Genomic DNA, 18,654 nt, shown 5'->3' with positions numbered 1-18,654 from the left:
GTCGACGTCCCCTTCTGCAGTGACCCGGACATGGCTGATCCGGAAGAACGAAATGGTGTGGAACGGCGCTCTACAGGCGGCGGGTGAAGGCGCGGACGGCCAGCGGCACGAAGAGGACGAGGATCACCGCGCAGGCCAGCAGCGTGCTGCCGAGCGCCGAACCCGAATCCGAGGCCGGACCGGTGAGCAGGGCCCGTACGGCATCGGTCAGATGCGTCACCGGATTGACCTTCGCCCAGGCCTGGAGCCACCCGGGAAGGGTGTCGGTGGCGACCATCGTGTTGCTGCCGAACGCCATCGGGAACAGCAGGATCATCACGAGCATGTTGACCGACTCGGGCTTGTCCGCGATCAGCCCTATCGTCAAGGCGATCCAGGAGAACGCGAACGACACCAGCAGCACCAACGCCACGGCCAGCACCACCGAGAGCGGATCGGTATGGACGCGGAACCCGATGCAGAAGCCGAAGGCGAGCAGCGCCAGCGTGGTGGCGGCCTGGCGCGGCAGGTCCCCGAGGATATGCGCGATGAGCGGTGCGGGCCGGGCGATGGGCAGGCTCCGGAACCGGTCGAAGATCCCCTTGTCGATATCGCTGTTGATCGCCTGGCCCACGGTGGTGACCATGAACGCCGCGTTCTGCGCGAGCATCCCCGGCAGCAGGAACTGCAGATAGGCCGACTGGCTCCCGGACACCGCCCCGGCGAACAGCACCATGAAGAGCAGCATCATGATGAGCGGCTGCAACACGCTGAACACCACGATCTGCGGCGCGGCGCGCAACTTGGTCAGATGGCGTCCGGCGAGGATCAGCGTATGGCTGACCAGGGCCCCGCGGCCCGGGTCGGCGGGGAGCTGGGCCGGGGTGCTGTGCTGGGCGCTGCTCATCGCGGTTTCCTTTCGGCGGCCCCGGCCGTGACCGGCGCCGGATCGGGGGCCTGGGCAGGATCGGGGTCCTGGGCAGGATCGGCGGGCCGGGCGGTACGGCCGGTCAGCGCGAAGAACACCTCATCGAGGGTGGCCTGACGCAGCCCCAGCTCGACGAAGCGGATCCCCTCCGCCTCCAGCCGTGCCGCCACCCGGCGCAGCGCCGTCACATCCGCGACGGCGGCGTCGATCAGGCCGGTGTCCGCGTCGACGCCCGGCGCCACCCCGGTCGCCTCGGCGACGTACGCGGCGGCCTGCGCGCCCTGGGCCGGATCCGCCACCCGCATCTGCAGGGCGAGGCCACCGACCCGGGCCTTGAGTTCGGTGGGGGTGCCGGTGGCCACCACACGCCCCTGGTCGAGTACGACCAGATCGTTCGCCAGGTGGTCCGCCTCCTCCAGGTACTGGGTGGTGAGCAGGACCGTCACGCCGTCCGCCACCAGCTCGCGCACCAGCGTCCAGACCTCGGTGCGGCTGCGCGGGTCCAGCCCGGTCGTCGGTTCGTCCAGGAACAGCACCCGCGGCCGCCCGACGAGGCTCGCCGCCACGTCCAGCCGGCGCCGCATGCCACCGGAGTACGTCTTCGTCAGCCGGGCCGCGGCGTCCTCCAGCCGGAACCGTTCGATCAACTCGGTGGCCCGGCCGCGCGCCGCCGCCCGGGACAGGCCCAGCAGCCTGCCGATCAGCTCCAGGTTGTGCTGCCCCGACAGCTCGTCGTCCACCGCCGCGTACTGGCCCGTGAGACCGATCGCCGCCCGCACCCGGTGCGGCTGCGCCATGACGTCGTGTCCGTCGATCCAGGCCCGCCCGCTGTCCGCCCGGATCAGGGTGGACAGAACGCGTACCGTGGTGGTCTTGCCGGATCCGTTCGGGCCCAGCAGCCCCAGGACGGTGCCGGCCCGAGCCGTGAATCCGACCTCGGACAGCGCCTGGGTCTTCGCATAGGACTTGCTCAGGTCTTCGACACGGATGGTCTCCACGACAGGGCCTCTCGGGTATCGGTGTCCGCCGGTCACACGCGGTGGGCCGCGGCGGCAGAATCAGCAATTCCACGGTTGGGGATCACGCGGCCGGCTGGGACCCCATCCTGGGCAGCGGGGCAACGCGTGGACACCCCGCATTGAAGAATCGATTGTGTAACGCATGATTCCGTAGCGGCGTAATGAGGAATTCCGCCGACCGCGGAAGGCTCTGCATGGCAGGTCTGACCAGGGCTTTCATCGTGCCGCAGGGGCAGCGCCCGGAAGCGGGTGAGCGTGCGGCGGGTTCGCCTTCCGACCACGGCGGGAATTGCGGATTCCGTAATTCCAGGGCACGCGAAATTCCTGATTCCGAAGCGTGCATCAGCCAACAATCAGGGATCGTGTAGCCTCGGATTCCGGACAGCGCCGCCTGACAGTTTCCGGCCCGGGGGTTGCACCTCCGGGGCGGGCGCGGATAAATGTGAGAAGCTCGCGCACCTCCCCGTATGTTCGTCATGCCCGGGGACCGGTGGCCGATGGCCAATGGCTTTTCATCGGCGTAATCACCCGGGAATTCCCCGGGTGGTTTCAGTGCACCGCGGGCGACTGCAGAAAGATCCGCCATCGCGGTCTGCCGCATTCTCGAATCGAGGGGGAGCGCCATCGATGACCACAGTGCGTGAAGGATTCCTGCTGATCGAGAGCCAGGCGGCGGCCCTGCCGGACGGGCCGGGATTCCGGCGTGACGCGGTGACCCAGGCACGGCTCGGCCACCCGGTGGTGCTGTTCCTCATCCAGGACGCCGTGACCCTGGCCGTCCCGGGCCGCTCACCGGAACTGGAGGCCTTCATCGGGGCCGGCGGCCGGGTCTGGGTGGACGACTTCTCGCTCGCCCAGCGCGGCCTCGAGAACACCGGACTCCTGCCCGCGGCCCATCGCACCGATATGGGCGCGGTGGCCGAGGCGGTACTCGACCCGGCGGTGAAAGTGGTGTGGCACTGATGGGCCGTCCCGTTCCGCACACCGACGTCATGGTGATCCTCATGGGCGCACCACATGAGTCCGACCAGACCACCAGCGTGCTGCGGCTGCTCCAGGCGATGCTGGAGCGCGGTGGCCGGGTGCAGGTGTGGACCTGCGGCTACGCCACCCATCTCACCCGACAGGCGCTCGGCGCGGCCAAACAGCGCAACATCGCCTCCTGGACCACCTCCTATCCATCGACCGCCACGCTCGTCCAGGACCTGCTCGCGGCCTTCCCCGACCAGCTCTACTGGTACGGCTGCCAGTTCTGCAGCGACGACCGGGGCGTCCACGATCATGTGCCCGAGGTCATCCTGCGCCGCCCCTCCTCGTTCGCCGCCAACAGCGCCGCGACCGGCAAGACGCTGATGGTCGGGGTGATCTGAGATGCACAAGCCCCCCGACCTGCCCCCGGCCGCACCCGACCCGTCCCCGGCGGCACCCGACCCGTCCCCGGCGGCACCCGAGCGGCCCCAGGTGCTGGCCATCGTGGAACGCGCCTACCGCGGCGCCGTGGAGAAGCAGTTCGTGGACGCCCTGTACCTGGCGCTCGAACTGCACCGCAGGCTCGGCGGGATCGACATCCTGCTGCGCGGCCAGGCCGTGACGTACGCGGCGCGCGACGCCCGCGTGCCTCCGCTGCGGCTCGGCAACCGCGTGGTCGAAACGCTCACCGATCCGCGCGGTGACGTGCGGCGACTGCTGGACGCCGGGGTGCGGGTGTACGCCGAGGAGCCCGGCCTGGCCGCATACGGAATGGACGGCGAGGGGCGCCTCCTGGACCAGGTACGACCGATGTCCGCGGACGAGGCCGCGGCGCGGTGGTCCACCTACCGGATGGTGTGCTTCCTGTAGCGACGCGGCGCGCCCCGCAACGCGGTGGAGGGCGCCCGGCCCCCGGGGACCGGGCGCCCCAGCGCGCGCAGCGCGGAGCGGGCTGCGTTGTGGCCGCTCATGCCGTGGGCGCCGGCGCCCGGTGGGGTGGCCGCGGAGCAGAGGAAGACCCCCGGCACGCCCGTGCGGTACGGATCGGGGACCATCCGGGGACGCGTCAGCAGCTGGAGCGGGGTGTTGGCACCGGAGATGATGTCTCCCCCGATGTAGTTGGCGTTGTACCGCTCCAGTTCCGCGGTCGACATGGCGGTCAGGGAGACGATCCGCTCCCGTGTTCCGGGTGCGAAGCGCTCGAACTGCCGCAGCATGGCCGAGGTGGCGTCTCCCGCGTAGCCGTGCGGCACATGCGCGTAGGCGGAGACGGGGTGGATGCCACCGGACGAACGGCCGGGGTCGGCAAGGTACTGCTGCGAGACCAGCATGAAGGGCCGCTGGGGCATCCGGCCCCGGTGCACCTCCCGCTCGACATGCGCGATCTCCTCGAAGCTCCCGCCCAGGTGCACGGTGCCCGCCCGGCGGCAGTACTCGGCGCGCCACGGGATCCCGCCCTCGACGGCGAGGTCCAGCTTGAACGCCCCGGGGCCATGGCGGAAACGGGCGTAGGCCCGCCGGACCCGTGCCGGCAACCGGTCGCCGATCACCTCCGCCGCGGCGGCCGGGACCAGGTCCAGCATGACCGCGTCGGCCGGGGGCAACTCCTCGAGGGAGCGGACCCGCACACCGGTCTCGATGTGCCCGCCCGCCTCGGTGAGCAGCGCGGCCAGTGCGTCGGTGATGGCGCGTGAGCCGCCCTTTGCCGCCGGCCAGCCGAACCGGTGGCCCATCGCGATGATCATGAGCCCGATGGCGGCCCCGACCGGCTGGGTCAACGGGCCGAACAGGTGTGCCGCCACCCCGCCGAAGACACCGCGCGCCTCATCGGTGCGGAACCGCTTGGCCACCAGCGTCGCGGGCTGAAGAGCGTGGAAGCCGAAGCGGGCGAGCCGGAGCGGATGGCGGGGCACCCGTGCCAGGGGGCGCATGACCGCGTCGGCGAGCACCTCCGCGTCCGCCGCCAGTGGCCCGAACAGCCGCCGCCAGGCGTGGCCGTCCGCGCCGAGCCCGTCCGCCGTCCTCCCGACCGACCGGTACAGCGCGCCCGCGCCACCGGAGTCCAGCGGATGCGCGAGGTCCACCTCGGGCCACAGCCACTCCAGCCCGTACGGCTCCAGGTCCAGCGAGCGCAGGAACGGTGAGCCGGCGCCCACCACATGCGCCGAGGAGCAGTGGTCGAACACCACACCGGGCACGCCGAGTTCACCACTGCGGGTGCCCCCGCCGATGGTGTCCGCCGCTTCGAGCACGGTGACCCGGAATCCGCTGAGGGCCAGGGTGACGGCGGCGGCCAGCCCGTTCGGACCGGCCCCCACCACGATGGCTTCGCCGCTTCCCGTACGGGGCCTCATGGGCCCAGTCTGGCAGCTCACACGGGCATGTCCTCCTTGGCGGGGCTGTTGTGGTACGCGGCGACGCGCCACTCACCGTCCTGTTTGACCAGCGTCCAGGTGGAGCGGATGGCGTTCTCCGCGGTCACCTCCGTCTCCCCGGCCGTCAGCACGGCCCCGCGGACGACGGCCACCGCCGCGCTGTCCCCCAGGAGCCGCACCTCCAGGACGTCACCGACTATCCGGCTGCCCTTGTACGGGCCCTGGAACGCCTCCCCCATACGGGTTGCGATCTCGTCCCGGCCCTTGCGCAGATATCCGAAAGCGATCATGGTCGCGTCGGCGGTGAACACATCGCCCAGCGCCCGCCCGTCCAGCTCCGACCAGGCCGCGCCCAGCCGCTCCAACGCGGCGACCACGGCCTTCTTCTCGGTCTCGCCCTCCACCATCGGGGTCCTTCCCTCGTACGTCTCGTCCGTGTATGTCTCATCCGTCGTGGGCGCGGGGAGCCCGGTGTGCTCGGGGAGTCCGGTGTGCTCGGGGGGAAGGTCGTACTGCGCGGGATGGCGAGGGCCTCGCAGCAGCGCCCTGAGTGTGCGGGCGTTGAACACCTCCCGGGGCGGGGTGGTGAGGGTGAGCGCCTTGAACAGCGCCTGGGAGGCGACCGGATCACAGGCGGCGGTGATACGCAGCCGGTCCGAGCAGCGCTGCAGCACCTTCCGCCGCGCGGACGGCGCGGGCCCCTTCGCCCCCGGATAGCGAAGGTCCTCGTTGGACGCCATCGCCCACGCGATGTCGGTGGCGCGGATGACCGCCTCCTGGGCCCGGCCGTAGCCCTCCTCGTCGAGCGGGCCCCGCGCGAGCTCTTCGCGCAAGGTGACCGCGCTCAGCGCCGCCGTGGTCACGCCCTGGCCATACAGCGGGTTGAAGGTGGTGGCCGCGTCGCCGAACACCAGGAAGCCGGTGGGACGGGTCCGCATCCTGTCGTAGTGGCGGCGGTGATTGGCGGTGTTCTGGAAACCGGAGATCCGGCTCATGGGCGTGCTCTGGGAGATGAGTTCGCTCATGAGCGGGTGGCGCAGGGTCTGGGCGTAGCGGAGGAAGCCTTCCTCGTCCAGGGGAGGGTGGGCGCCCGTGGTGCCCGCCAGGGTCACCATCCACGTCCCGTCCTCGACGAGCATCATGCCCCCGATCCGGGCCGGGCGGCCGCTTCGCGGGTCGCCCTGCAGCGCGATCAGGGGGAACCTGCGTCCGGTGGCCTCGTCGGGAGGACGGATGACACGGCTCGCGTAGGCCAGCCCCGCGTCGACCACCGTGGCGGGCACCTCGGGCAGGCCCAGTTCACTGAGCCACTGCGGTGCCTTGGAACCGCGGCCGGTGGCGTCGATGACCAGGTCCGCGCCGACGCTCTCGCGCTCACCGGTGCCGCGGTGGCGGATCTGGGCCCCGGACACCCGCCGCGCGTCGCCGATCAGTCCGGTGGCCTCGGCGCCTTCCAGGATCCGGACGTGCGCATGGCCCAGCAGGGCACGGCGCACGACGTGCTCGGCCAGAGGTCTGCTGGCCCCGACCGTGAAGTGTTCGCCCGGATACTGGCGCATCCAGCCGTGCGGGCCGTAGAACAGCGCCTGCGTCGGCATGGCCACCCGGTGGGCACCGGCCGCGAAGAGGCTCTCCAGTGTGCCCGGGAGCAGGGTGTCGATGGCCTGGACGCCGCTGGACTGGAGACCGTGGAGGTGACGGCCCTGAGGCACACCCTTGCGCACCTCGGGCCCGTCGGGCAGCCGGTCCCGTTCCACGACGGTGATGGTGTCCACGTACTCGATGAGGGCGGCCGCCGCGAGCAGCCCGGCCACGCCGCCACCGAGTACGAGTGCGCTGCCGAGCCTGCGCGAACCTTTCACACCATCACTTCCCTTTTCATGGTTGGTACCGGGCTGCTGCTCTTTCTCCGCGCCGCTCGTGTTGTCCGGGCCGCTCGTGTTCTCCGACCCGCTCGTGTTGTCCGGGCCGCTCGTCGGGGCCTGGTGGGGGCCCGGTGGGAGCCTGGTGGGGTCAACCCCGGCTCTGCTCCGCCCGGTTCATCGCTTCGATCAGGCTCTTGGGCCGCATGTCGGTCCAGTTCGCCTCGATGTAGTCCAGGCAGGTCTTGCGATCCGTCTCCTGGACCACGACCTCCCAGCCGGCCGGGACCTCCGCGAAGGCCGGCCACAGCGAGTGCTGACCCTCGTCATTGACCAGAACCAGGAAGGTGCCGTCGGGGTTGTCGAACGGATTGGTCATCGTCTGACTCCTCGGGACAGGGCGGACTTCACGAGCCGCTCGATTGCTTGTCTTCGGACCGGTCCGATGGAATGTGCGCCGGCGGGCGCCCCGCCGCCACCCTTCACAGCCAGCCGCAGCGGACCGCCTGCACACCCGCCTCGAAGCGGCTGTGGGCACCCAGGCGCGCCATGAGATCGGCCACCGCGCGGCGTACGGTGCGCAGCGAGATGCCCAGCTTGCGGCACATCGACTCGTCGGTGAATCCACTGGCGAGGAGGCGCAGCAGATCGCGCTCCCGGGGCGAGAGCCCCTCCCGGTCCCGCTGCGCGGGCTCGTCCCAGGGAGTGGCCGTGACCCAGAAGTGTTCGAAGATCGTCCGCAGTGCCGCCACCGCCTCGTACCCGTTCAGCTCGAGCGCGCCCCGGGTGGCGTCCTCGGGATCCAGTGGCACCAGGGCGATGTGCTCGTCCACCAGCGCCATGGGGGTCGGGAGGACGGGGACGGTACGGATCCGCCCGCCGAGCGAGGCAAGCCACCGGGCGGCCCCCAGCTCCGTGGAATCGCCGCGGAAGCTGTCCTGGTGAACGGCCCGGATGGAAATTCCGCGCTCCGTCACCACCCGCTCCCATTGGTTTCCCTGCTCCACGGAATTCGGAAGCTGGACATAGGAAGACGAGAAGATGCGGCACTCCTTGGCGGCCCGTCCGCACAACTCGCGCAGCCGCGTATGCACGGCATCGACCCCGTCGAACCGCCGGGCGGCGCCGATGTATTCCTCACCGGCCTCGTAATTCCGGGTCACCGAGGAGACCATGGATCGGGCCTTCGCTATCTGCCACCGGCGCGCCGTGAGGTCGTCCCCGGATCCCGGCTCCTCGCGGAGCCCCTCGCGGACTCCGTCGCTGAGACTCTCGCTGAGACCGTCGCGGAGACCGTCGCGGAGACCGGAGTCCTCGCAGGTCAGGGCGGATCGCCCGGCCACCAGCGGGTGTTCGGCCAGCTCCGCGTGGACCGCGCGGACTTCGGCTTCGGAAAGGTCCAGTCGGCGCGCGATCTCACCGACATCGAGTGAAGGTCGAACGAGCGAAAGCCGATACACGGCAACCGCACGCCATTCAAGTCCCCGTTCCTTGAGCATCCAACCCCCAGAAGATCACCAAGTCAATTCGATTATCACGTCGGACTCCTGGCGCCGCAACGAATGACAACCGGGATGAGCGGGCGATACCGGCCGCGGACCGCGAGTGGACCGCTCGGCTCTACGGACGTTCTCCGGCGATCAGTACATAACCGGGGAGCCCGCCGCCGGGCCGCACTTCCACGCCCTCCTCGGGCCCGATCAGCTGATTGACGAGCCCCTCGCCGACTGCCCGGACCAGTGCCTCACGATGAGGCGCGAGCAGATCCTTCAGCTTGGTCTGAATGGGCAACGGCACGATCGTGTGATCCGACACATCGTCGATCTCCAGCAGCCGGAGACCCGCCCGGTCGAACAGCTCCTGGTAGTCGTCGAGATCGACCGCCGTGACGATCTCACTTCCCTCGAGCGGCCAGTCGTGCCCGGGGCGGTGGAACATATCGGCGACGGCCAGCCGGGACCCCGGCTTGAGCACCCGCGCCACCTCTTTCAGCGCGCGCTCCTTCTCCGGCATGTGGATGAGCGACTCGAAGAGCCATGCCGCGTCGAACGAGGCGTCGGGGTACGGCAGTTGCATGGCGTTGGCGTACTCGAAGCGCACCCGGTCCGCCAGTCCGGCCTCGCTCGCGCGCGCGGTGGCCTGCTCCACCTGGCGGCGGCTGACCGAGATGCCGTGCACCTCGACGTCACAGGCGCGGGCCAGGCTCATCGCGGGCTGGCCCACTCCGCAGCCCACATCGAGGATCCGCTGTCCGGGCCGGGGGGCCAGCCGCTTGAGCAGCTGCCGTGTCAGCTGCTCGGTGGCGGTGGCGAGGTCGGCCTCGTCGTACTCGTCGTTCCAGTACCCGAGGTGCAGATTGCTTCCCACGGGCAGGTCGCTGTCGCTCAGCACGGCGTGCAGCGCGCTGAACTCGTCGTAGCGATCCCCTACTTGAGCGATATTGCTTTGTGCCGCCGTTGACATCCGAAGCCTCTCCGATGCGTCAAGTGGTGTGCTGCTCACGCCGTTTACCCGGCGTCCTGTGTTGCCCTGTGCGCCGCTTTCCCGGCGCCCCGCTTCTGCGTTCAGCCCACGGCCCGCGCCGCGGCACGGCCCGCCGCACGGCCGGACAGCAGACATCCGCCGAGGAACGTCCCCTCCAGCGAGCGGTAGCCGTGCACTCCGCCACCGCCGAATCCGGCCACCTCACCCGCCGCGTAGACACCCGGAACGGGCTCGCCGGTGCCGGTCAGCACCCGGCTGGACAGGTCGGTCTCCAGACCACCGAGTGACTTGCGGGTGATGATGTTCAGCCGCACCGCGATGAGCGGACCGGCCTTGGGATCCAGCAACCTGTGCAGCGGGGCCACCTTCCCCAGCTTGTCGCCGAGGTAGTTTCCCGCGGCCCGGATCGCGTTGATCTGAAGGTCCTTGGAGAACTTGTTGACCGTCTCGCGGTCACGGGCGACGATCTCGCGCCGGAGCTCGGCCTCGTCGATCAGCGGCTCGTCGGTCAGCGCGTTCATCCCGCGCACCAGCGAGTCCAGATCCCGCTCCACCACGAAGTCCACACCGTGCTGCCGGAAAGCCTCCACGGGGCCGGGCGGGCCGGGGCGGAGCCTGCCGAGCACACCGCGGATGCTCTTCCCCGTGAGGTCGGGGTTCTGCTCCGATCCCGAGAGGGCGAACTCCTTCTCGATGATCTTCTGGGTCAGTACGAACCACGAGTAGTCGTAGCCCGTGCTCATGATGTGCTTGAGGGTGCCCAAGGTGTCGTACCCGGGGAAGAGCGGCACCGGCAGCCGCTTCCCCGTGGCATCCAGCCAGAGGGACGAGGGGCCCGGCAGAATGCGGATACCGTGGCGGGGCCAGATGGGATCCCAGTTCTGGACCCCCTCGTTGTAGTGCCACATCCGGTCGCCGTTGATGACCCGTCCCCCGGCCTTCTCCGTCACCTCGAGCATATGCCCGTCGACGTAGGCGGGAACGCCGGCGATCATCCGCCGAGGGGGGTTGCCCAGCCGCTCCGGCCAGTTCCTGCGGACGAGATCGTCGTTGCCGCCGATGCCACCGGAGGTGACGATGACCGCCTGGGCGCGGAGCTCGAAGGCGCCCACCACCTCACGTGAGCTGGCCGCCCCCCGCTGCACCTCGTCGGGCGCCAGCAGATCACCGGACACCGTGTCCACGGATCCGGCGGTGCGGGACAGCCCGGTGACCCGGTGGCGGTACCGCAACTCGACCAGGCCCCGGGCCCTGGCGGCCAGGACCCTGCGGACGAAGGGCTCCAGCAGACCGGGCCCGGTGCCCCAGGTGATGTGGAACCGGGGCACCGAATTGCCGTGCCCGGACGCCGCGTAACCACCTCGTTCGGTCCAGCTGACGAGCGGGAAGAAACGCACGCCCCGCTCCCTGAGCCAGGACCGCTGCTCCCCGGCGGCGAAGTCCACGTACGCCTCCGCCCAGCGACGTGGCCAGTGATCCTCCGGCCGGTCGAAATCGGCGCTCCCGAGCCAGTCCTGCAGCGCCAGCTCACGGCTGTCCCGGATGCCCATGCGGCGCTGCTCCGGTGAGTCCACGAGGAAGAGGCCGCCGAAGGACCAGAACGCCTGACCGCCCAGCGAGTTCTCGCCCTCCTGGTCGAGCACGATGACCTTGCGGCCCGCGTCGGCCAGTTCGGCCGCGGCGACCAGACCGGCCAGCCCCGCACCGACCACGATGACGTCAGCGTCGTACGACATATCTTCCTTCACCTCGGATCGGCGTCGCCGCTGGGCGGCGGTGGGGTGGACGGACGGCGGATGGGGTTCCGGGTTCCCGGTTGGCTCACGTCCCCGCCTGGACACGGCTCCTGACCTGGTCGAGATAGGGCAGGGCCGCGCGAATCTCATCGCCGGTCACGCCGAAGTCCACGAGGCAGGCGACTTCGTTCACGCCGGCCTGGGCCAGCTTTTCCACGGATCGGACGCACTTGTCGACGGAGCCGAACAGCGATGCGGTGCGGAAGTAGCGTTCAAAGGCGAAGTTGACCACTTGCTCCTGGTCCACGCCCTTCAGATCGCTCCACTGATTGCGCCAGAGGTCGAAGGAGGACTTGAGATACGCCTTGAAGGGCTCCTTCACGATGTCACGTACCTGCTTGTCGCTCTCGCCGGCGAAGGTGTGCATCATCAGGGTGACCGTGCCGCCCGCCGGATCGAGACCGTTCTTGGCGCGGGCCGCCCGATACACCTCGATGTTCGCCGCCACTTCCTCCACCTTCTGGAAGAGCAGAGCGGTGAGGATGTTCAGGCCGCGCGCACCGGCCTCCTCGAACGTGGCCCGGCTGCTGGAACATGTCATCCAGAGGCCGGGCTCCGGCTGCATCGGGCGAGGGTAGCTGAGGATCTCGACACTGTCGCCCTCCCCATTGACCCGTTTCACCGGCTCCCCGCGCCACAGACCGCGGATCTCCTCGATCCCGTCCATCGTCAGCTTCCGGCGCTCCTGGTAACGGTCCGGCGCCAGGACGAAGTCGTTGGGCGCCCAGCCCGTACCGAAGGCCAGATCGACGCGACCGCGGGAGAGGTTGTCCACCAATGACCAGTTCTCCACGACTTCCAGCGGATCGTGGAGGGGCACGACCACGCTTCCCGCGCGCAGCCGTATGTTGCGCGTCACGGTGGCGAGGGCCGCGGCCGTCAACGCCGGATTCGGATACGCGCCGCCGAATCGATGAAAATGCCGCTCAGGCATCCAGAGCGCCCTGAAGCCGTGCTCATCGGCAAACCGCGCCGTATCCAGCAGCAGGTCGTATTCCGCGGACGCATCCGTGACCTCGCGGTTCGCAAAGTACAAGACGCTGAATTCCATCGACACCACTTCCCCGTTGAATCCGTCTTATGTGACTCGGGCGTCCGCGCTGCCGACTCTAACCATGATCAGGCGGCTCGGACAAGGGTTCGCCGAACACCGGATAATTCACTTTCGGCCTGCTGTCGACCCTCTGTCGACCCTCTGTCGACTCTCTGTCGGCAGGCAATGGACTTCTGATTTTCCGCAGCCCAAAGATAACCTTCCTGCTTCGTTGATCACAGCGGGTGGCCTGCGAATTCGGGCTCACGTATTCGCTGGGTTCTTGTCATTGGGGTCGGTGGCCACTTGTGGCCAATATTGGCCACTCGTGGCCACAGAGGCCCCGCATAGGTCAACTGAGTACGTCGATGCCTTCGCTTGGACTCATCTCGGCTCCTTCACCGCGGGACGCCTGGGCAGGGTCCTGGGTCTGGTCCTGGCCGTGGTCCTGGTCCTGGTCCTGGTCCCGGCCGTGGTCCTGGTCCTGCTTTGCGAATTGATTGAGCACGTCCTCCAGTCGGCCAAGCGCCAGGGACCGGTCCTCATTGACCAGTGACGCGAGGGAAAGCGTTTCCCGGAGCTTTTCGATCTCCGCCAGTACGGCGTGGGGGCCAACGGTGTTGAACTCTGTGGCGCCGGGAGTGCTGGAAGAGCTGGGAGAACTGGGCGAACTGGGCAAACTGGGAGGGTTGGGAGGGGTGGCAGAGCCAGGAGACGTGGCCGCGAGGGTATTCAGCTCGTCTGCGAGATGCACCGCGAGATCGGCCGGGGTCGGATGGTCAAAGACCATCGTCGTGGACAGCCGCAGCCCCGTGGCGCTGCCGAGCTGGTTCCGCAGCTCGACGGCCGTCAGGGAATCCAACCCCATTTCGAGGAATTCGCCTTCGAGGTCGATCTCTCCGGAGTCCCTGTGCCCCAGAACGGTCGCGGTCGAGATGCGGACGAGGTCCAGCAGAAGCCGCTCACGCTCCTCCGGGCTCGCTCCCAGAAGCCGGTCCCGCCATTCCTTCGCACCGCTCTGCCCGGTCGCGGCCTTGCGGAGAGGCGTACGTATCAGGTTCCGCAGCATTGCCGGGACCGGCACTTCCGGATGGGCCTGGTGGGACGTCAGGTCCATGCGCACCGGCATCACATGCGGACGTCCCACGCTTTGAGCGGTGTCGAAGAGGGCGAGACCTTCTTCGGTGGTGAGTCCGGTGGTGCCGCCGCGGGCCATGCGGGCGATGTCGGTCTGGCTCAGGTTCTGGGTGATTCCGCTGGCCTGTGCCCACAGGCCCCAGGCGAGGGACACGGCGGGCAGGCCCTGGGCATGGCGGTGCTGAGCCAGGGCGTCGAGGAACGCGTTGGCCGCCGCGTAACTCCCCTGCCCACCAGCACCCAGGGTGGAGGCGACGGAGGAATACAGCACGAACGCCTCCAGACCCATATCCCGGGTCAACTCATGCAAATGCCAAGCCGCATCCACCTTCGGCGCCAACACCCGCTGAACACGCTCATCCGTCAGCCCTTCGACAACACCGTCGTCCACCACCGCAGCGGTGTGAACCACTCCCCGCAGCGGAAGCTGTGCCGGGACGGCAGCCAGCAGCTCACGTACCGCTTCGCGGTCGGCCACATCACACGCGGCCACCGTGACCGACACCCCAGCCGCTTCCAACTCGGCCACCAACTCCGCCATCCCCGGAGCATCCGAGCCCCTACGGCTGGCCAGCAACAGATGCTCCACCCCATGCCCAGCCACCAGATGCCGGGCCACCACACCCGCCAACACACCCGACGCCCCCGTCACCAACACCGTCCCACCAGAGACCAGTCGCGTAGATCCCTCGGGATCCACTGCGGGCTTGGCCACGCGGGACAAGCGCGGAACCAGGACCGTGCCACCCCGGACCGCCAGCTGGGGCTCCTCACCAGCAACGAGGACCCGCACCACCGCGTCCGCCGCAGCAAGGCTGATCTCGTGGTCAGGGTCGTGGTCCAGCAGGAGGAACCGGCCGGGATTCTCGGTCTGCACCGACCGCAACAAACCCCACACCGGAGCGTGCACCAGATCGGCCACACCCTCCCCAGTCTCCGTAGCGACCGCACCGCAGGTGGCCACCACCAGACGGGACCCGAACAAGCGCTCCTCACCCAGCCACCGCTGCACCGCAGCCAGCACGAAGGAAAGCGACTCCCCCACCCCGGCAGCCACATCGCTGTCACCACCGCTCGTCGGGCAGGACAGCACCACCGTCTCAGGCACCACCCCACCCTCATCGAGCGCGCTGATCAACGCGGACACATCCGCATAGCGAACACACACCCCACCGGCACGGCCCACCGCCTCACCCAACCCGGCATCCGGCCCCACAACCGCCCACGAACCCCCAGCAACAACCGAAGCCGACGCGGCCACCGGCTGCCAGTCCAACTGGAACAGCGAGTCATAACGACTGGTCTGGGCCGCCTGCAACTGCTCAGCCGAAACCGGCCGCAAAGCCAGCGACTCAATGGACACCACCGGCTGGCCCGCCGCATCCGCCACCTCCAACGCCACCGCATCCGACCCCGCCCGGGTCAACCGCACCCGCACCACCGACGCACCCGAGGCATGCAACCGCACCCCCGACCACGCAAACGGAATACGCGCCGCCTCCTCATCCTCACCCGAAGCGATCAACGCCACCGCATGCACGGCCGCATCCAACAACGCCGGATGCACCCCAAACCGCTCCACCTCACCAACCCGCTCCCCCGGAAGACGAACCTGAGCAAACACCTCCTCACCACGCCGCCACACCGCCTCCAACCCCCGAAAAGCCGGACCATAATCAAACCCACGCTCGGAGAAACGCTCATAGAACGCATCCAGATCAGCCACCACCGGCTCAGCACCCACCGGCGGCCACTGCTCCAACACCACCCCACCACCAACACCAACCGGCTCCCCCGCCACCAACGAACCCGTGGCATGGCGAACCCACACGGCATCACCGGCGAACTCTTGATCCTCCGGGCGTGAGTACACCGCGACCGGTCGGACACCCGACTCGTCCGGCTCCTCCACCACTACCTGAAGCTGGACGCCACCTTCATCCGTCAGGATCAGTGGTGCCTCCAGCGCCAGGTCATCCACCCGACCGCAACCGACCCGATCCGCCGCACGTACCACCATCTCGACGAGGACGGTTCCGGGGACCAATACGGTCTTGAGCACCTGGTGGTCGACGAGCCATGGATGCGTACGCAGGGACACACGGCCTGCGAACACCCGCCCTCCCTCAGCAAGGGGAATGGCCGCTCCCAGCAGTGGGTGTTCGACGGTTTCCAGGCCGAGGTCGGTGGCGTCGGCTGTGTGGTGCGGGGCGTCGAGCCAGTAGCGCTGCCGTTGGAAGGCGTAAGTGGGCAGGCCCAGGTAAGCCCCCGGGGCGCTGCTGTCGCTCCTGCCGAGTACAGGGGTCCAGTCGATAGCCGCGCCTGTGGTGAATTGCCTTGCCAGACAGGTCAGCACGGCCTGTACCTCGGGCTGGTCCCGGCGCAGGGAGGCGATGACCTCCGTCTCAGCGCCAGAGCCATCCTCACTGTCGGCATCGATGTGGTTGGCCAGGCAGTTGTGAGCCATGGCGCTCAGAACGCCGTCAGGCCCGAGCTCCACAAACCGTGTCACCTGACCGTCCCGGGCCAACCACTCCACACCCGGCCCGAACAACACCGCCTGCCGGACATGACGCACCCAATACTCCGGCGAACACACCTCCTCCGCCCCAGCCGGCCGACCCGTCACATTCGAGACCACCGTCAACCGCGGAGAAGCAAACGACAACCCTTCCAGCACCCGTCGGAAACCGTCCAGCATCGGCTCCATCAACGCCGAGTGGAACCCATGCCCCACCCGCAAACCCTTCACCTTCCGACCCAGACCACGCCAATGCTCGGCCACCCGGGCCACCGCAGCCGCCTCACCGGAAACCACCACCTGATCCGGCCCATTAACCGCCGCAACCTCCACCACACCACCCAGCCCGCCGGACTGGGCCCGCAGATCCTCCAGAGCCTGACCCATCTCCTGCGCCGTGGCCTGGACCGAGGCCATCGCCCCACCACCAGGCAGATCCTGCATCAACTGCCCCCGGGCGGCGACAAGTGTGCAGGCATCCTCCAACGACCACACCCCCGCCACATACGCCGCCACCACCTCACCAATCGAATGCCCAGCCAGGAAATCCACCCGCACCCCAAAGGACTCCATCAACCGAAACAGCGCCACCTCCAACGCAAACAACCCCGCCTGCGTAAACACCGTCCGATCCAACAACCCCCCACCCCCACCACCACCAGAACCACCAGCATCGGCAAACACCACCTCCTTCAACGACCGATCCAGCAACACATCAAACCGCGCACACACCTCATCGAAGGCTGATGCGAACACGGGAAAGGCCTCATACAACTCCCGCCCCATCCCCGCCCGCTGACTCCCCTGACCGGAGAACAACACCGCCACACGCCCACCCGACCGCACACGCCCCGCAACCACACCACCGCCAGCACCACCGACGGCAGTCTCCGCCAGCCTCTGAAGCCCAGCGGTCAGCTCCTCCACATCCGAGCCAAGAACGACAGCACGGTGCTCGAACACCGCACGAGAGCCCACCAGAGCACGCCCCACCCCCACCGCATCCACGCCACCGTCGGCCTGAGCAGCACTGACATGCTCCAGCAGTCGGCCCGCCTGAGCCGCCAACGCCCCCGCACTACGCCCCGACACAACCCACGGCACCACACCACCACCAGCGGAAACCACCTCCACATTCGAGGCCTCATCCGCCGGCGCTTCCTCAAGGATGACGTGAGCATTAGTCCCCGAGACGCCAAAAGAAGACACCCCAGCCCGCCGGACCCGCTCCCCTCGCGGCCAGACGACAGCCTCGGTCAGCAGCTCGACCGCCCCCGCATCCCAGTCCACGTGCGAGGAGGGCTGGTCCACATGCAACGTGCGCGGCAGCGCCTCCCGGTTCAGGGCCATGACCATCTTGATCACACCCCCGACGCCCGCAGCCGCCTGCGTGTGACCGATGTTGGACTTCAGCGACCCCAGCCACAACGGCCGACCACCCTCACGCTCCCGCCCATAGGTAGCCAGCAACGCCTGCGCCTCGATCGGATCACCGAGCGTCGTCCCAGTCCCATGGCCCTCGACAGCATCCACATCGGCCGCCGACAACCGGGCACTGGCGAGGGCCTGTCGGATCACCCGCTCCTGCGACGGACCGTTCGGCGCCGTCAGCCCGTTCGACGCCCCGTCCTGATTGACCGCAGAACCACGCACCACCGCCAACACCCGATGCCCCCGAGCCCGAGCATCCGACAACCGCTCCAGCAACAGCACACCCACGCCCTCGCCCCAGCCCGTGCCATCCGCCGCGTCCGCGAACGCCTTGCAGCGGCCGTCGGCCGACAGGCCCCGCTGACGGGAGAACTCCACAAACGTCCCCGGAGTCGACATCACCGCCACACCACCAGCCAACGCCATCGAACACTCACCACTGCGCAACGCCACACTCGCCTGATGCAACGCCACCAACGACGACGAACACGCCGTATCCACCGTCACCGCAGGCCCCTCAAGACCAAACACATACGCCAAACGCCCCGACATAACACTGGCCGTGTTACCCGTCAGCACATAGCCATCACTGCCCTCTGGATGCTGCCGGAACCGCGACAGGTAATCCTGCCCTTGAGTTCCGACGAACACGCCGGTCTCGGTGCCGCGCACATCAGCCGGATTGATTCCCGCGCTCTCCATGGCCTCCCAGGACGCTTCCAACAGCAGCCGCTGCTGCGGATCCATGACCAGTGCCTCACGCGGAGAAATCCCGAAGAACTCCGCGTCGAAATCGGCCGCATCATGCAAGAATCCACCGCGCAGCTCCGCTGGAGCAGACTCCTGATCCGAGTCCTTGTCGTCCAGGACTCCATCCGACCAGTCACGATCGGCGGGGAATGCGGAGATGGCGTCCACGCCGTTCGTCACGAGTCCCCACAAGTCATCCGGTGAGCTCACATCACCTGGATACCGGCAAGACATGCCAACAATGGCTATCGGCTCGCGCGCCCGCTCCTCAACCTCACGCAAACGAGCCCGAGCCTCACGCAAGCCAGTCGTGGCGCGCTTGAGGTGTTCAAGTACCGTGGAGTCTTCCATGGGGCCCTGCCCTTTCACT

The 18,654-nt window shown here is 68.6% G+C and carries 13 protein-coding genes; 3 read left to right on the top strand and 10 right to left on the bottom strand.

The window, feature by feature from the left end; all coding sequences use genetic code 11:
- Positions 1 to 70: 70 nt before the first annotated feature.
- Both J2Z30_RS34630 and J2Z30_RS34625 read right to left on the bottom strand, forming a co-directional pair.
- On the bottom strand, positions 71 to 886 hold the full coding sequence (locus J2Z30_RS34630; protein WP_044568446.1) for an ABC transporter permease: 816 nt from the start codon (positions 884 to 886) through the stop codon (positions 71 to 73).
- Positions 883 to 1,905, bottom strand: coding sequence for an ATP-binding cassette domain-containing protein (locus J2Z30_RS34625; RefSeq protein ID WP_063790870.1), 1,023 nt, complete (start codon positions 1,903 to 1,905; stop codon positions 883 to 885). Before J2Z30_RS34625 ends, J2Z30_RS34630 begins: the two co-directional genes overlap by 4 nt.
- A 648-nt stretch (positions 1,906 to 2,553) precedes the next feature.
- On the opposite strand from J2Z30_RS34625, the gene J2Z30_RS34620 reads away from it, so the two are divergent.
- Genes J2Z30_RS34620 through J2Z30_RS34610 form a run of 3 tightly spaced genes read left to right on the top strand, consistent with a single transcriptional unit; the run spans position 2,554 to position 3,765 of the window.
- Positions 2,554 to 2,889: a DsrE family protein gene (locus J2Z30_RS34620; protein WP_044568450.1), complete on the top strand. Its 336-nt coding sequence runs from the start codon at positions 2,554 to 2,556 to the stop codon at positions 2,887 to 2,889.
- Positions 2,889 to 3,296 (top strand): hypothetical protein, encoded by a 408-nt coding sequence (locus J2Z30_RS34615; RefSeq protein ID WP_044581079.1) that lies wholly within the window; start codon positions 2,889 to 2,891, stop codon positions 3,294 to 3,296. Before J2Z30_RS34620 ends, J2Z30_RS34615 begins: the two co-directional genes overlap by 1 nt.
- 1 nt (position 3,297) lies before the next feature.
- Complete coding sequence (locus tag J2Z30_RS34610) at positions 3,298 to 3,765, top strand: hypothetical protein (RefSeq protein ID WP_078956508.1); 468 nt, start codon at positions 3,298 to 3,300, stop codon at positions 3,763 to 3,765.
- Here J2Z30_RS34610 and J2Z30_RS34605 read toward each other — a convergent pair.
- From J2Z30_RS34605 to J2Z30_RS34570, 8 genes are all read right to left on the bottom strand, one after another.
- Positions 3,741 to 5,249, bottom strand: coding sequence for a phytoene desaturase family protein (locus J2Z30_RS34605; protein WP_044568452.1), 1,509 nt, complete (start codon positions 5,247 to 5,249; stop codon positions 3,741 to 3,743). The genes J2Z30_RS34610 and J2Z30_RS34605 overlap by 25 nt on opposite strands.
- Positions 5,250 to 5,266: 17 nt before the next feature.
- Complete coding sequence (locus J2Z30_RS34600; protein ID WP_052701244.1) at positions 5,267 to 7,132, bottom strand: SgcJ/EcaC family oxidoreductase; 1,866 nt, start codon at positions 7,130 to 7,132, stop codon at positions 5,267 to 5,269.
- Between the two features lie 151 nt (positions 7,133 to 7,283).
- Positions 7,284 to 7,511 (bottom strand): MbtH family protein, encoded by a 228-nt coding sequence (locus tag J2Z30_RS34595; protein ID WP_044568454.1) that lies wholly within the window; start codon positions 7,509 to 7,511, stop codon positions 7,284 to 7,286.
- 103 nt (positions 7,512 to 7,614) lie between these two features.
- The gene (locus tag J2Z30_RS51455) at positions 7,615 to 8,475 is read right to left on the bottom strand and encodes a helix-turn-helix transcriptional regulator (protein ID WP_052701245.1); all 861 of its coding nucleotides are present in this window, start codon (positions 8,473 to 8,475) and stop codon (positions 7,615 to 7,617) included.
- A 277-nt stretch (positions 8,476 to 8,752) separates the two neighbouring features.
- On the bottom strand, positions 8,753 to 9,595 hold the full coding sequence (locus tag J2Z30_RS34585) for an SAM-dependent methyltransferase (protein WP_052701246.1): 843 nt from the start codon (positions 9,593 to 9,595) through the stop codon (positions 8,753 to 8,755).
- A 101-nt stretch (positions 9,596 to 9,696) separates the two neighbouring features.
- Positions 9,697 to 11,352, bottom strand: a complete 1,656-nt coding sequence (locus J2Z30_RS34580; protein ID WP_044568458.1) for an FAD-binding dehydrogenase — start codon at positions 11,350 to 11,352, stop codon at positions 9,697 to 9,699.
- An 85-nt stretch (positions 11,353 to 11,437) separates the two neighbouring features.
- Entirely contained in the window at positions 11,438 to 12,463 is a 1,026-nt protein-coding gene (locus tag J2Z30_RS34575) for a MupA/Atu3671 family FMN-dependent luciferase-like monooxygenase (protein ID WP_044568460.1), read from the bottom strand.
- Between the two features lie 334 nt (positions 12,464 to 12,797).
- Positions 12,798 to 18,635 carry a type I polyketide synthase gene (locus J2Z30_RS34570; protein WP_209468956.1) on the bottom strand — a complete coding sequence of 1,946 codons (5,838 nt, stop codon included), beginning with the start codon at positions 18,633 to 18,635 and terminating at the stop codon, positions 12,798 to 12,800.
- Positions 18,636 to 18,654: the final 19 nt, after the last annotated feature.

Origin of the sequence: Streptomyces iranensis (genome assembly GCF_017874715.1) — a bacterium.
Classification (GTDB): Bacteria; Actinomycetota; Actinomycetes; order Streptomycetales; family Streptomycetaceae; genus Streptomyces; species Streptomyces iranensis.
The sequence above is the reverse complement of the archived record's forward strand: the minus strand, read 5'-3'. Positions and strand labels throughout refer to the sequence as shown.